The sequence below is a fragment of the Intrasporangium sp. DVR genome, assembly GCF_040365325.1.
Taxonomy (GTDB): Bacteria; Actinomycetota; Actinomycetes; order Actinomycetales; family Dermatophilaceae; genus Intrasporangium.
The window spans coordinates 147,816-161,661 of the sequence record NZ_BAABZW010000015.1 but is presented as its reverse complement, the minus strand read 5'-3'; the positions used below and the strand labels follow the sequence as shown (position 1 = coordinate 161,661).

Genomic DNA, 13,846 nt, shown 5'->3' with positions numbered 1-13,846 from the left:
GCACATCGACGTGGAGACGCCCCCGCTCCGGCGGGGGCGTCTCCATGTCCCGCGTCGTGGCGCACCGAGCACCGGGGGCCCCGGTGCCATTTGGTCCGGACCTTCATAGACTCAGGAGGAACCCAACGACGGGAGCACGATGACGCACGCGACGAGCCCGGAGAGCGGGCTGGACCTCCGACGGACCGAGACGGTGCGCCGGCTCAGCGAGCAGCACGCCACGGACCGAGGTGCCCTCATGGTCGTCCTCCACGCGGTCATGACCGAGCTGGGTCACATCGAGCGTCAGGACGTGGAGACCATTGCCGATGTGCTCAACCTGTCGATGGCCGACGTCCACGGCGTCGTGTCCTTCTACAAGGACTTCCGCACCGAGCCCGCGCCCGCACACACCGTGCAGCTGTGTCGGGCGGAGGCCTGCCAGGCCGTGGGGGCCGAGCGGCTGCACGCCGAGGCACGCGAGCAGTTCGCTGAGCGCGACGACGTCGAGGTCGACGAGGTCTTCTGCCTGGGCAACTGCGCCCTCGGCCCGTCGGGGATGGTCGACGGGCGACTGCACGGGAGGCTCTCGCGCGAACGACTGCTCGCCCTGAGTGAGGAGTGGGTCCGATGACTGCTCCCATGAGCGACGCTCGCACTACCGTCTACGTCCCCGCGGACTCCAGCGCCGTCGCGGTCGGGGCGGACGCCGTGGCTGAGGCCTTGGCCGCCCACGACGGGGTTCGCGTCGTCCGCACCGGGTCGCGCGGGATGCTGTGGCTCGAGCCGCTCGTCGAGGTCGAGGGCCCGCAGGGTCGCGTCGGCTACCCCAACGTGACTCCGGGCGTCGTCGCAGGACTCCTCGCCGAGGGGATGCTGTCGGGAGCAGACGTCGGTGCGTGCATCGGCGTCGTCGACGAGCACCCCTGGCTGGCCCGGCAGCGACGGGTGTCGTTCCGCAGGGTCGGGGTCATCGAGCCGACCAGCATCGGCGAGTTCGAGGCCCACGGCGGTTGGCTCGGGCTGCGCCGTACCCTCGAGCTGGACCCCTCCGAGGTGGTCGAGGAGGTCACCGCATCCGGCTTGCGCGGCCGTGGCGGCGCCGGCTTCCCCACGGGCATCAAGTGGCGGACGGTCCTCGACGCGTCGGCCGACGTCAAGTTCGTGTGCTGCAACCTCGACGAGGGCGACAGCGGCACCTTCGCCGATCGGATGCTGGCAGAGGGTGACCCCTTCACCCTGATCGAGGGAATGCTCATCGCGGCCCACGCCGTCGGCGCACGCGAGGGCTACATCTACTGCCGGTCCGAGTACCCTGCTGCGGCCGCGACGCTCCGCCGGGCCATCGACGTCGCCTACGCCCACGGCTGGCTCGGTGAGCGCATCCAGGGCAGCGACCTGACCTTCGACCTGTTCGTCCGCCTCGGCGCCGGCGCCTACATCTGCGGCGAGGAGACCTCGATGCTCGAGTCGCTCGAGGGTCGGCGTGGCGAGGTGCGGGCCAAGCCGCCCATCCCGGCCATCGAAGGTCTCTTCGGCCGGCCCACGGTGGTCAACAACGTGCTCACCTTCGCCGCCGTGCCGATGATCCTCGCTGACGGCGGCGCGGCCTACGCTGCCCTGGGATCTGGGCGCTCCCGCGGGACGCAGGTCTTCCAGCTTGCTGGCAACATCCGCCAGGGCGGCATCGTCGAGACGGACTTCGGGGTATCCCTGCGTGAGCTCGTGGAGGACTTCGGGGGCGGCACCCTTTCCGGGCGCCCTCTCCGCGCCGTGCAGGTCGGCGGTCCCCTGGGCGCCTACCTGCCTGAGCACGCCCTCGACGTCGCGATGGACTACGAAGCGCTCCTGGAGGCCGGCGGCATGCTGGGGCACGGCGGGGTGGTCGTCTTCGACGACACCTTCGACGCGGCCCGGATGGCTCGCTTCGCGATGGAGTTCTGCGCCAAGGAGTCGTGCGGCAAGTGCACGCCGTGCCGGGTCGGGTCGCAGCGCGGCGTCGAGACGATCGACCGGATCATCGCCGGCTCGGAACGGGACCGGAACCTGCTGCTCCTCGACGACCTGTGCACGACGATGACCAAGGGCTCCCTGTGCGCCATGGGCGGCCTCACCCCGATGCCCGTGCAGAGCGCGATCCGACACTTCGCGGAGGACTTCGACAGGAGGACCTCATGACCACCTTCCTCACCCCGCAGACGTACTCCCCCGAGCCGGACCTCGGCACGCCTCCGGTGCCGGGCACCCGCTCGGCACGTGTCGTCATCGACGGTGTGGCGGTCGACGTGGCCCCCGGGACCTCCGTGCTCCGCGCGGCGAAGGAGGCCGGGATCGAGATCCCCAAGCTCTGCGCCACCGACACCCTCAAGGCGTTTGGATCGTGCCGGCTCTGCGTCGTCGAGATCGACGGGGCCAAGGGAACCCCCGCCTCGTGCACGACGCCGTGCGCCGACGGCATGGTCGTCTCCACCCAGAGCGAGCAGGTGCGCCAGGTGCGACGGGGCGTCATGGAGCTCTACCTCTCGGACCACCCTGCCGACTGTCCAGGCTGCGCCCGCGGCAACTGCGAGATGCAGGGACTGGCTCGGGAGGTCGGCGTGGCCGAGGTCCGTTACGGGCTGGGCGGAGCCAACCACCTGTCCGACCAAGCGGACGAGTCGAACCCCTACTTCACCTACGACCCGAAGGCGTGCATCGTCTGCTCCCGGTGTGTCCGCGCCTGCGCCGAGACCCAGGGCACCTTCGCCCTCACGGTGGAGGGTCGCGGGTTCGACTCGCGCATCTCCGCGAGTGGGGCACCGAGCTTCCTCGAGTCCGAGTGCGTCTCCTGCGGCGCCTGCGTCCAGGCCTGCCCCACCGACGCCCTCACGGAGAAGTCGGTCATCGAGCTCGGCATGCCGACCCGGTCGGTCGACACGACCTGCGCCTACTGCGGCGTCGGCTGCTCCTTCCGGGCCGAGGTGCAGGGCAGCGGTGACCACACCCGCGTCGTGCGGATGATGCCCAGCAAGGCGGGTGGGGCCAACGAGGGTCACTCCTGCGTCAAGGGACGGTTCGCCTACGGCTACGCGTCCCACCGCGACCGTCAGCTGGAGCCGATGGTGCGCGACACGATCCACGACCGGTGGCGCACTGCTTCCTGGGACGAGGCCATCGCGCGAATCGCTGATGGCTTCAAGGACATCCAGAGCCGACACGGGATCGGCTCGGTGGGCGGCATCTCGTCGTCGCGCTGCACCAACGAAGAGGTGTACGTCGTCCAGAAGATGGTCCGGGCCGCCTTCCGCAACAACAACATCGACACGTGTGCGCGCGTGTGCCACTCCCCCACCGGCTACGGCCTGAACCAGACCTTCGGCACCTCGGCCGGCACCCAGGACTTCAAGTCGGTCGACGACTGTGACGTCATGCTGCTCATCGGGGCCAACCCGACGGACGCGCACCCCGTCTTCGCGTCGAGGATGAAGCGGCGGCTGCGCGAGGGTGCCCGGATCATCGTCGCCGACCCGCGGCGCATCGACCTGGTCCGCTCGCCCCATGTCGAGGCCAGCCACCATCTGCCGCTGCTCCCCGGCAGCAACGTCGCCTTCATCAACGCGATGGCTCACACCATCGTGACCGAGGGACTGCACGACGAGCCGTTCATGCGCGCTCGCTGTGAGAACGTCGACGAGTACCTCGAGTTCATCGCCGGCGAGGAGAACTCCCCCGAGGCGACAGCAGGAGCCACCGGCCTCGACCCCGCCCAGGTCCGTGCGGCCGCACGGCTCTACGCAGCCGGTCCGAACTCCGCGATCTACTACGGCCTCGGAGTCACCGAGCACAGCCAGGGCTCGACCATGGTCATGGGCATGGCCAACCTCGCCATGCTCACCGGCAACATCGGCCGGGAGGGAGTCGGGGTCAACCCCTTGCGCGGCCAGAACAACGTGCAGGGCTCCTGCGACATGGGCTCCTTCCCACATGAGCTGCCTGGCTACCGCCACATCGGCCTCGACGACGTGCGCGGCATCTACGAGTCGCTGTGGGGCCTGGCCCTCGACCCGGAGCCTGGCCTGCGGATCCCCAACATGTTCGACGCCGCCATCGGCGGCACGTTCAAGGGCCTGTTCGTCCACGGTGAGGACATTGCGCAGTCCGACCCCAACCTCAACCACGTCCGCGAAGCCCTGACCTCGATGGAGCTCGTCGTGGTGCAGGACCTGTTCCTCAACGAGACGGCGAAGTACGCCCACGTCTTCCTGCCGGGCACGTCCTTCCTCGAGAAGGACGGCACGTTCACCAACGCCGAGCGGCGCCTCAACCGCGTGCGGCCCGTGCTGCCGCCCCGGACGGGCAAGCACGAGTGGCAGATCGTCTGCGACATCGCCACGGCGATGGGCTTCCCGATGTCCTACCCCGATGCGGCGGCGATCATGGACGAGATCGCCGCGACCACACCGACGTTCGCCGGCGTGTCGTTCGCCCGCCTCGACGCCGAGGGAAGCATGCAGTGGCCCGTCAACGACAGGGCACCGCACGGGACCCCGACCATGCACGTCGACGAGTTCGTCCGCGGCAAGGGCAAGCTCATTCCCACCGTCTACGTGCCCACGACCGAGACGACGAGTCGTCGCTACCCGCTCATCCTCACCACGGGGCGGATCCTGACGCAGTACAACGTCGGCGCGCAGACCCGCCGCACCGCCAACGAGACCTGGCACCCCGAGGACGTCCTCGAGATCCACCCCGCCGACGCCGAGGTCCGCGGCATCCACACCGGCGACCGGGTCGAGCTGACGAGCCGGGTCGGCACGACGAGCCTGCACGCCCTCGTGTCCGAGCGGATGCAGCCCGGAGTGGTCTACACGACCTTCCACCACCCGGTGACCGGGGCCAACGTCGTCACCACGGAGAACTCCGACTGGGCGACGAACTGCCCGGAGTACAAGGTGACGGCCGTGCAGGTCGGTGTCGCGAATGCCGGCGACGAGGCAGTCGCCCAGGCTGCCGAAGCAGTGGGGTCGCGGTGAGCGCCGGACTGCCCCCGGAGATCCGCCTGGGCAACGACATCGCCCGCGCGATGCGCCACCTGCCCGCCGACGAGGCAGCCACCGCGGTCGCGACACACGTGAAGAAGTTCTGGGAACCACGGATGCGACGGGCTCTCGCCGAACGGGTTCGGGCCGGCGACACGCGCCTCGACCCACTCCTCGTCACCGCCACCCTGGCGTACCTCGACGACCAGGTCGACCGAGCCGAGGTGGCCGAGCCGTCCGGCGGCTGAATGCCGGCGGAGTGCACACGCGACGCTGGGCTCGGCCCCGCTCTGACGTGACGTCGGAGCGGGGCCGAGCCCAGCGGCATACGGCCGAATCGTCTGGAGTCAGAGGTTGATCATGTGGCCGACGATGCCCTCGACGGCCTCCTTCATCGCCTCGCTGAGGGTCGGGTGGGCGAAGACGTTGCGGGCCACCTCGTCGGCGGTGAGGTCCCACTGCTGCGCCAGGGTCAGCGCAGGGAGCAGCTCGGTCACCTCAGGGCCGATCATGTGGGCGCCGAGGAGCTCGTTGTGCTCTGCGTCCGCGACGATCTTGACGAAGCCGACGCCCTCGGCCATCCCACGGGCCTTGCCGTTCGCAGAGAACGGGAAGCTCGCCGTCTTGACGTTGTAGCCCTTCTCCTTGGCCTGCGCCTCGGAGTAGCCGAAGGACGCGATCTGGGGCTGGCAGAACGTCGCCCGCGGGATCATGTCGTAGTTGAGCTCCATCGTCTCGGCATCGCCGATCGTCTCGGAGGCCACGACGCCCATGGCCTCGGCGGTGTGCGCCAGCATGAGCTTGCCGGTCACGTCGCCGATGGCGTAGACGCTCGGAACGCTGGTGCGGCACCGTCCGTCGACCTCGATGGCTCCGCGGTCGCTCATCTTCAGACCGAGGCTCTCGAGGCCGTAGCCCTCGGTCCGGGGCGCGAAGCCGAACGCCGCGAGGAACTTGTCCGCCTCGAGGACCTGCTCGTCGCCCCCGGCGGCCGGCTTCACCGTGACGCGGACGCCGGAGCCGGTGTCCTCGACGTTCTGGACGGCCGTCGAGAGCATGACCTTCACGCCGAGCTTCTTGTACTGCTTGAACAGCTCCTTCGACACGTCCGCGTCCTCGGTCGGGACCATCCGGTCGAGGAACTCGACGATGGTCACGTCGACGCCGAAGTTCTTGAGGACGTAGGCGAACTCGACACCGATCGCGCCGGAGCCGCCGATGATGATCGAGCTGGGAAGGGTGGCGTCGAGGATCTGCTCCTCGTAGGTGACGACGTTGGTGCTCACCTGCATCCCGGGAAGCATGCGCACCACGGCACCGGTGGCGATGATGAGGGTGTCGAAGCTGATCGAGCGCGTGGAGCCGTCGTTGAGCGCGACGTCCATCGAGGTGGCGCTGGTGATCGTGCCCCAGCCGTCGACCTCCTCGATCTTGTTCTTCTTCATCAGGTAGTGGACGCCCTTGGCGCTCGCCTCCGCGACGCTGCGGCTGCGCGCGTGCGTCGTCCCGAAGGACATCGTCGCGTCACCTTCGATGCCGAAGGTCTTCTTCTCGTGCGTGATGATGTGCGCGATCTCCGCGTTGCGCAGCAGCGCCTTGCTGGGGATGCAGCCGACGTTGAGGCAGACACCACCCCAGTACTGCTTCTCAACGACGGCAACCTTCTTGCCGAGCTGGGCCGCGCGGATTGCCGCGACGTAGCCTCCGGGTCCGGCACCGAGCACAACGACATCGAAATCAGCCATGGGCGACAGCCTATCGGGGCGCATCTGGCGACCACGGTCCTGTCCGCCAACGGCACGAGACCCGGCGGCGCCGGGGCTCAGTCGCGGGGGCGCTCTCGCGGCAGGGCGGCGATCGCCTCGTCGACGTCGAGCCCGGTGACCTGCAGCAGGTCGACGACGACCGAGCGCAGCTGGGCGAGCACGGTCTCGGTGACGAGGTTGTCGGTGCGGGGCAGGTGCGAGGTCGCGACCGCCACACCGAGCACCGCCTTGCGGCCGATCTCGGGGCTCGCGTTCTCGGCGAGCGCCCGCGCGATGACCTCGGCCGAGTCGGCCAGCTCGTCGATGGCGTCTCGGTAGCCCGGGGGCAGCTGCTCCCCGCGCCCGACCACCACGGTGACCTTGCGCACCAGGACACGGGTGCTGCGCATGGCGAGGTCGAGCGGGTCGATCAGGTCCGCCATCTTCCGCACGCCGACGGCCTGGCGTCGCGAGAACGGCGAGCTGTGCAGCACGGAGAGCCCTTCGTCCGCCGCCGTGCGCAGCTCGCGCAACAGCGTCTCGGTCTCTCGCGCGGAGGCGAGGACCTCGGCGGCGGCCTCGACGTCTCCGTCCCGGACGCTTGCCGCCGCGCGCCGGAGCAGCTCACTGATCTTGCGGGCCACCTCGGCCGCCGCCACCCGCGGCCGTCGCAGCGGCGCCTGCGGAGCCACCGTTGCGGCGACGAGGGCCACACCGCCGCCGACGAGCGCGTCGGTCCACCGGACGAAGGCCTGCCCCGGGGTCGGGGCGAGCGCCGCGACGACGATTCCCTGGACTGCTGCCTGCGTGACGAGGATCGGTCCGCCACCGACCAGCAGCGCGAGCGTCATCGCGACCAGCACGACGACGGCAATCTGCCACCCGCCGGTGCCAGCGACGCTGACGAAGACGTCCGCCGTGAAGACACCGACCGCGACGCCGACCGCGACCTCCACGACCCTGCGCAGCCGTTGGCCGTAGGAGATGCCGAGACAGACGACCGCGACGATGGGGGCGAAGAACGGGGTCGGATGGGCCAGCACGTCGCTCGCGACCCACCAGGCGGCGCCCGCGGCGAGCGCGCACTGGAGCACCAGGAAGAGGCGAGAGCGCAGGCGGCCCACGCGTGTCGACAGCCCCACCCGGCTGCGGTCCCACGCCCGGTCCAGGGCGTCGAGGACCCGGGTATCAGATCTCAGGTAGTCGTCCACATGACCATCCTCCGGGAGTCGGACATCACCGGTCGCGGCGGAGCGCATCGAAGATATCGCGCACGGCCGGCGCGGCGACGCGAGAGCCCGAGCCCCCCTGGCTGATCACGACGACCACGGCGTACCTGGGCCGAGTCGTCGGGCCGAAGCCGGCGAACCACGCCGTCGCCTCCTCCCCGAAGACCTCGCCCGTGCCGGTCTTGCCCGCCACGGGGTAGGCCCCCTGCGGGAAGCCGGAGAACGCCGACCCCGCCGACCCCCCGGGCCGGGTCACGTCCGCCAGGGCCCGCCGGACATACGCGAGGACGGTGCGCGACACGGGGACGCGACTCACCGCCCGCGGCGGGATGTGTGTGACCACGCCGGCGCTGGAACGGAACCCGGCGGCGACCTGTGGCTGCCAGACGGTGCCGCCGTTGGCGACGGCGGCGAAGACGACGGCCATCTGGATCGGTGTGACGGCGAGGTCGCCCTGGCCGATCGACAGGTTGACGGCGTCGCCGGCGCGGTACTGGTAGCCGCTGGAGCAGTTCTCCTTGGCCAGCCGGGTGAGATAGGCCGCGCGCTCCCGGTCGCCGCGCCGGAGCTCGGGGTAGCCCGTCCGGGCACGTCGGCAGGTCTGCTCCCTCGTCGCCTCCCAGTAGTCGCGTTTCCATCGACGGTCCGGGATCGTGCCGGTCACCTCACCGGGCAGGTCCACTCCGGTCGCTCGGCCGAGTCCGAAGGAGCGGGCCATGGCCACGAACGGGTCGACCCGCGTCACCGGCGCGGAGATGCCCCCTTGCGCCACCCAGGAGCGGTGGGCGAGCCGGTAGAAGACGGTGTCGCACGAGACCACCAGCGCGCGGTGCAGGTCGATCGGCCCGTAGCCCCTCGACTCGTAGTTGTTGAACACGTGGTCGCCGATGCGGTAGCTCGGGGTGCAGTTGTACCTGCCGCTGAGGGAGGCCCCGGCGGAGACGGCGGCGGGCACCGAGATGACCTTGAAGGTCGATGCGGGTGGGTAGGTCTCGGCGATGACTCGGGAGCGGAGCGCGGCCCCGGCCTTCTCGCTCGTCAGGCGGCGCAGCTCGTCGGCCGTGATCCCGCCGACGAACAGTCCCGGGTCGTAGGTCGGGTGGCTGGCCGCCGCGACGATGGCGCCGGTCGTCACGTCCATCACGACCGCAGCGCCGGAGTCCGCGGTGTGTCCTTGGGCGCGAGCGCGGCTCACGGCTCTGGCGAGGGCCCGTTCGGTGGACCCCTGAATGTCGGCGTCGATGTGGGTCAGCAGGTCGAGCCCGGGTGTCGGCGGCACCGACGACAGGGTGGCCGTGACGGCTCCGCGCGGGTCGATGGAGACCGTGGTGCGACCGTTCGTGCCGCGCAGCTGCTCGTCGTACGCTGCCTCGAGCCCTGCCCGCCCGAGCAGGTCCTCGTCGTCGATCGAGCCTGCGCTCGCCTGTACCTCCGCGGCGGTGGGACGCGCCACGTAGCCGACGAGGTGGGCGGCGGAGAGGCCGCGTGCGAGCGGATGGTCGCGGGAGGGCTCGGCCGCCACCCCGATCCCCGGGAAGGCCTCCGGACGCTCGAGCAGGCTGAGCGCCCGACGGGGCTCGACGTCCGTGGCGAGCGGGATGGGGACGTACGGTGAGCCGTTGAAGCAGGCTGGTGCGGCTGGGGCGCCGGTCGTCCCGCACAGCATGGTCTTGCCCCACAGGTCCGCGAACGGCCTCCGCAGAGCTGTGGCCACCGCGGCGACGAGCGACCGCCCACCGTCGGGCGCGTCCAGCAGGACCGACCTGGGGACAGTGACCGTGGTGGTGTAGCGGTTGGTGACGAGTTCGCGGCCGTCGCGGTCGAGGATCGACCCCCGGGTCGCGTGCTCGGTGACGACTCGAGTGGTCAGGCCGGCCGCCGCCTGCGCGGAGGGCGGACCCTCGATGAGCTGCACGTGCCCGAGGCGGCCCACCAGCAGCACGAAGAGCGAGCCGAGGAGCGCGACCGACACCCACCCCCCACTGTGACGTCCGGATCGCCGCATGTCAGCCGAGCCGCCTGCGCACCAGGGCGCGGTCGACGGCCAGCATGGCCGGGACGACGACCACCCCGACGACAAGGGTGGCGGCCAACGTCGTGCCGGCCGCCACCGGGTCGACGGCGCCCTCCGCCGCGACAGCCGACGCAGCCCGGCCCGCGAGGACGACCACGGACGCGGCCCCGAGAGCCGCCACGGGCCTGGTCAGCGATCCCGCGGAGGTCCGCCGGAACGCCCCCGCCACGGCGCCGGCGAGCATCAGGGTCACCGCGACCAGGCCGAGCGGCGCACCCACCGGGGGCACCAGCTCGAGCACCCAGCCGGCCGCGATCCCGACGAGGGCCCCGTGGAGCGGACCGCGAAGGACCGCGCTCGCCACGACTCCGATGAGCACGAGGTCAGGCACGAAGGGAGCCGGCACCCCGAGCCGGGGCAGCAACGTCGTCATCACCAGCGCGGCGCCGAGGACGTAGCCCGCGCGAAGGATCCCGAGCAGCGAGAGCCTCATCCCGCCTCAGCCACCTGTCCCGCGCCCTCGCCGACGACGGGGCGCGGCTCGGCCCGCGGATCCGGGAGGAGCACGGCGACGACGTCGACGGTCTCACGGTCGACGGCCGGCGCCACGCGTCCCGTCACCGTGTCGCGGCCGGGAGTGGTCTGCACGGAGACCACGCGGCCGACGGTGATCCCCGCGGCGTACGGGCGGCCGCCGACGCTGCCGAGGGTCCTCACGACGTCACCGACGCCGGGAACACCGGGCTGCGCCATCGAGAGCGCAAGGTGCGTGGGGTCGTCTGCTCCCCCACCGGCGGGGACCGGCGCCACCGTGCCCAGCAGTCCTCGCTCCCCGATCCGGACGGCCACGACGGACTGCGCGGCACCGAGCAGCTGGACGTCGCTGGTCCACGGGGAGACGGAGACCACCCGTCCGACGAGGCCGGCAGCGTTGACGACCGTCGAGTTGACGGCGACGCCGTCCTGCGCGCCGACGTCGAGGGTCAAGGATCTTCCTCCGACACCGCTCATCTCGGTGGCGACGACCTGCCCGATGACCGCGGTCCGGCGCGTCATCGCGCCCGCCCCGACGAGCTCCTTCGTCTGTCTCAGCACCTCGACCTCGCGCGCGAGGCGGTCGGTCTCGGTGCGCAGTCGAGCGTTCTCGGCGGCCAGCTCGGCCACGTCGTCGGGACGGACCCCGGCCAGGAACCGCTGTGCGGGGCCGACCACGGTCCCGGACGCCGATCGGACGGCGTCTGCAGCCGGATGGCCCGCCAGGTCGCCCACCAGGAGGGCGAGGGTCGCGACGAGGAGAAGTCCGAAGAGGCGGCGCTTGGACTGGTGCGACATGGTGGCGTCAGTGCCTGTGGTTGACCGCGAGGACGCGCTCGAGGCTCGAGAACTCGTCGACGCACTGGCCGGCCCCGCGGACCGAGGCGTCGAGCGGGTCGGCGGCCACAACCACCGGCACACCGAGCTCGTGGCGCATCCGCTCGTCGAGTCCGCGCAGCAGTGCTCCACCCCCGGTCACGGTGATGCCGCGGTCGAGGATGTCGCCGGCGAGCTCTGGCGGGCACACGTCAAGCGTCGCGCGGACCAGGTCGATGACCTGCAGGATCGGCCCCTCGATGGCGCGGCGCACCTCGGCAGAGCCGATCTCGACGCTCTTGGGCAGCCCGGTCACGAGGTCGCGTCCCCGCACGCGCGTCGTCAGCTCCTGGCGCAGGGGAAACACGGAGCCGACGGCCAGCTTGATCTCCTCGGCGCTGCTCTCCCCGAGCAGCAGTGAGTACTCGGACTTGACGTGGCTGATCAGGGCAGCATCCACCTCGTCCCCGGCGACTCGGATCGTCGCGGACGTGACGATGCCGCCGAGGCTGATGACGGCCACGTCGGTGGTTCCCCCACCGATGTCGACCACCATGCTGGCGGCCGTCTCGTGGACCGGCAGGCCGGCGCCGATGGCCGCAGCCATCGGCTCCTCGATGAGGTAGACCCGGCGGGCGCCACACCGGAGGGCGGCGTCCTCGAGGGCGCGGCGTTCGACCCCCGTCACCTCGCTGGGCACGCAGAGGACCATGCGCGGCCGGGCGACGCGCGAGGTGCGGACCCGGTCGACGAACAGCCGCAGCATCAGCTCGGCCTCGTCGGCATCGGACACGACGCCGTCCCGCAGGGGCCGCACCGCCCGGATGGTCCCCGGCGCGCGGCCGAGCATCTCCTTGGCCTGCGTCCCGGCCGCGACCAGCCGGCCCGAGTGGACCTCCACAGCGACGACGGACGGCTCGTTGAGCACGATCCCGCGTCCGCGGGCGTGGATGAGGGTGTTGGCGGTCCCGAGGTCGATCGCCAGATCACGCCCGAGGGGGCGCAGTCCGGGGATCGGGCTCATACCGGGATTGTGCCCCGTGCCGGTGCCAGGATCGTGGACCTCGAGGTCGAGGGCCTCGCGGTGTCCCGCTCGCCCTGCCCGCGCCGCTCGCCCCGTTCCCGCTCGGCCCGGTGGTCAGAGCCCGGGGAACCAGATGGCGATCTCCCGCGCGGCGGACTCGGTGGAGTCGGAGCCGTGGACGATGTTCTGCTGGACCTTGAGCCCCCAGTCCCGGCCGAGGTCGCCACGGATGGTGCCGGGTGCCGCGTCGGTGGGGTTGGTGGCACCCGCCAGGGAGCGGAAGCCCTTGACGCAGTCCTGGCCCTCGATGACGGCGGCCGCCACTGGTCCGGAGCTCATGAACTCGACGAGCGGCTCGTAGAACGGCTTCCCCTCGTGCTCGGCGTAGTGCGCAGCCAGCTGCTCGACGGTCGGCGTCAGGATGGACAGGGCGACGAGGGTGTAGCCCTTTGCCTCGATGCGGCGCAGGACCTCACCGGTGAGGCCGCGCTGGAAACCGTCGGGCTTGACGAGGACGAGGGAGCGTTCGATGGTCACTCGCCAACCCTATCGACGCCGTCGCCGCCCGCCTCACGGGCTGCCTGGGCCTCGACGATCCGGCCGCCCAGGATGAGGCAGGTCACCCAGAGCACGAGGAAGATGACGCCGACGACGACCATGGCCGGCACGATGAGCGCGCTGGCGAGGGTCAGCGCCTGGACGAGCCAGCCGATGGTCACGCCGTACGGTCGTCGCAGCAGTCCGGCCGCGACGACGCTGAGCAGGGCCAGGGCCGAGCCGACGAGCAGGTAGGTGGTCGACCGGGCCGAGTCGGGGCCGGTCGCTGCCAGGGCGCGGGCGACGAGGGCGCCGAAGAAGACGCTGATGGACTGACCGACGAGAACAGTGGCGAGCATGCGCCAGGTGAACGTGCCGGTGGTCCCGTAGAAGGCCAGACGGTGCATCCGCAGATCGGTCCTCAGTAGTCCTGCGTCGTGTCCCACGAGCGGATGATCGCCTGCGCCTCGGAGTCGCTGGCCCCGGTCGCCTCGGCGTAGAGGGCCATCGCGTCCTCGCGACGGTCGGCGAGGACGAGCTCGCTGATGCGCGTGCGTGCCTCGGCGGTCAGCCTGCCCTCGGTCCAGGATGCCGCGGCGTCCCTGACCCCGGGTCCTTGTCCGGGCACGAACCACGAGTCGACGGCTCGCTTGGCGTCGGGAAGTGGGGCTCCGGTCGCCTCGCGGTAGATCTTGACGGCGTTGATCTTGTGCCCGGCGCTGATCTCGTGGCTGATCTTGGTGCGCACCGCGTCGGTCAGGCCGACGTAGCGCTGCTCGCCGTCGCGTCGACCGAAGATGCGCCCGTAGAGAACGGCGATGACCACGACGACGGCCAGGATGACGACCAGCTTCACGACGGGGTGCATGGCGCACAGACTACGTGGCGTCGACCGGCCGCCAAACCCGTGTCCGTATGCCGCTGGGCTCGCTCCGGAGGCGACGTGCCTC

At 71.1% G+C, this 13,846-nt stretch carries 13 protein-coding genes; 4 read left to right on the top strand and 9 right to left on the bottom strand.

Annotated features, from left to right (window positions below; all coding sequences use genetic code 11):
* The first annotated feature begins 139 nt into the window (after window positions 1-139).
* The 4 genes from ABWV20_RS11785 to ABWV20_RS11770 are packed head-to-tail and all read left to right on the top strand — an operon-like array spanning window position 140 to window position 5,245.
* On the top strand, window positions 140-613 hold the full coding sequence (locus ABWV20_RS11785; protein ID WP_353355353.1) for an NAD(P)H-dependent oxidoreductase subunit E: 474 nt from the start codon (window positions 140-142) through the stop codon (window positions 611-613).
* The gene (locus ABWV20_RS11780; RefSeq protein WP_353355352.1) at window positions 610-2,157 is read left to right on the top strand and encodes an NADH-ubiquinone oxidoreductase-F iron-sulfur binding region domain-containing protein; all 1,548 of its coding nucleotides are present in this window, start codon (window positions 610-612) and stop codon (window positions 2,155-2,157) included. Before ABWV20_RS11785 ends, ABWV20_RS11780 begins: the two co-directional genes overlap by 4 nt.
* The gene (gene fdhF, locus ABWV20_RS11775) at window positions 2,154-4,991 is read left to right on the top strand and encodes a formate dehydrogenase subunit alpha (protein WP_353355351.1); all 2,838 of its coding nucleotides are present in this window, start codon (window positions 2,154-2,156) and stop codon (window positions 4,989-4,991) included. The genes ABWV20_RS11780 and fdhF overlap by 4 nt, the downstream gene beginning before the upstream one ends.
* A complete protein-coding gene (locus ABWV20_RS11770; protein ID WP_353355350.1) occupies window positions 4,988-5,245 on the top strand; it encodes a formate dehydrogenase subunit delta in 258 nt (85 codons plus the stop codon). The genes fdhF and ABWV20_RS11770 overlap by 4 nt, the downstream gene beginning before the upstream one ends.
* A 99-nt stretch (window positions 5,246-5,344) precedes the next feature.
* Here ABWV20_RS11770 and lpdA read toward each other — a convergent pair whose 3' ends face one another.
* From lpdA to ABWV20_RS11725, 9 genes are all read right to left on the bottom strand, one after another.
* Window positions 5,345-6,742, bottom strand: a complete 1,398-nt coding sequence (lpdA, locus tag ABWV20_RS11765) for a dihydrolipoyl dehydrogenase (RefSeq protein ID WP_353355349.1) — start codon at window positions 6,740-6,742, stop codon at window positions 5,345-5,347.
* Window positions 6,743-6,819: 77 nt separating this feature from the next.
* Window positions 6,820-7,953 carry an FUSC family protein gene (locus ABWV20_RS11760; protein ID WP_353355348.1) on the bottom strand — a complete coding sequence of 378 codons (1,134 nt, stop codon included), beginning with the start codon at window positions 7,951-7,953 and terminating at the stop codon, window positions 6,820-6,822.
* A 25-nt stretch (window positions 7,954-7,978) separates the two neighbouring features.
* Window positions 7,979-9,943 (bottom strand): penicillin-binding protein 2, encoded by a 1,965-nt coding sequence (gene mrdA, locus ABWV20_RS11755; RefSeq protein WP_353355347.1) that lies wholly within the window; start codon window positions 9,941-9,943, stop codon window positions 7,979-7,981.
* Between the two features lie 34 nt (window positions 9,944-9,977).
* Window positions 9,978-10,478, bottom strand: a complete 501-nt coding sequence (locus ABWV20_RS11750) for a rod shape-determining protein MreD (protein WP_353355346.1) — start codon at window positions 10,476-10,478, stop codon at window positions 9,978-9,980.
* On the bottom strand, window positions 10,475-11,317 hold the full coding sequence (gene mreC / locus ABWV20_RS11745) for a rod shape-determining protein MreC (protein ID WP_353355345.1): 843 nt from the start codon (window positions 11,315-11,317) through the stop codon (window positions 10,475-10,477). Before mreC ends, ABWV20_RS11750 begins: the two co-directional genes overlap by 4 nt.
* A 7-nt stretch (window positions 11,318-11,324) precedes the next feature.
* Window positions 11,325-12,359: a rod shape-determining protein gene (locus tag ABWV20_RS11740; protein ID WP_353355344.1), complete on the bottom strand. Its 1,035-nt coding sequence runs from the start codon at window positions 12,357-12,359 to the stop codon at window positions 11,325-11,327.
* 114 nt (window positions 12,360-12,473) lie between these two features.
* Window positions 12,474-12,896, bottom strand: a complete 423-nt coding sequence (gene ndk, locus ABWV20_RS11735) for a nucleoside-diphosphate kinase (RefSeq protein ID WP_353355343.1) — start codon at window positions 12,894-12,896, stop codon at window positions 12,474-12,476.
* Entirely contained in the window at window positions 12,893-13,342 is a 450-nt protein-coding gene (locus ABWV20_RS11730) for a DUF4233 domain-containing protein (RefSeq protein ID WP_353355342.1), read from the bottom strand. The genes ndk and ABWV20_RS11730 overlap by 4 nt, the downstream gene beginning before the upstream one ends.
* Window positions 13,318-13,764, bottom strand: a complete 447-nt coding sequence (locus tag ABWV20_RS11725) for a hypothetical protein (protein ID WP_353355341.1) — start codon at window positions 13,762-13,764, stop codon at window positions 13,318-13,320. The genes ABWV20_RS11730 and ABWV20_RS11725 overlap by 25 nt, the downstream gene beginning before the upstream one ends.
* Window positions 13,765-13,846: the final 82 nt, after the last annotated feature.

Excerpts from the sequence above, each read along its gene's own strand:
- ABWV20_RS11785 (WP_353355353.1), top strand. The coding sequence starts at position 140 with ATGACGCACGCGACGAGCCCGGAGAGCGGGCTGGACCTCCGACGGACC.
- ABWV20_RS11780 (WP_353355352.1), top strand. The coding sequence starts at position 610 with ATGACTGCTCCCATGAGCGACGCTCGCACTACCGTCTACGTCCCCGCG.
- fdhF (WP_353355351.1), top strand. The coding sequence starts at position 2,154 with ATGACCACCTTCCTCACCCCGCAGACGTACTCCCCCGAGCCGGACCTC.
- lpdA (WP_353355349.1), bottom strand. The coding sequence starts at position 6,742 with ATGGCTGATTTCGATGTCGTTGTGCTCGGTGCCGGACCCGGAGGCTAC.
- ABWV20_RS11750 (WP_353355346.1), bottom strand. The coding sequence starts at position 10,478 with ATGAGGCTCTCGCTGCTCGGGATCCTTCGCGCGGGCTACGTCCTCGGC.
- mreC (WP_353355345.1), bottom strand. The coding sequence starts at position 11,317 with ATGTCGCACCAGTCCAAGCGCCGCCTCTTCGGACTTCTCCTCGTCGCG.
- ABWV20_RS11740 (WP_353355344.1), bottom strand. The coding sequence starts at position 12,359 with ATGAGCCCGATCCCCGGACTGCGCCCCCTCGGGCGTGATCTGGCGATC.
- ABWV20_RS11725 (WP_353355341.1), bottom strand. The coding sequence starts at position 13,764 with ATGCACCCCGTCGTGAAGCTGGTCGTCATCCTGGCCGTCGTCGTGGTC.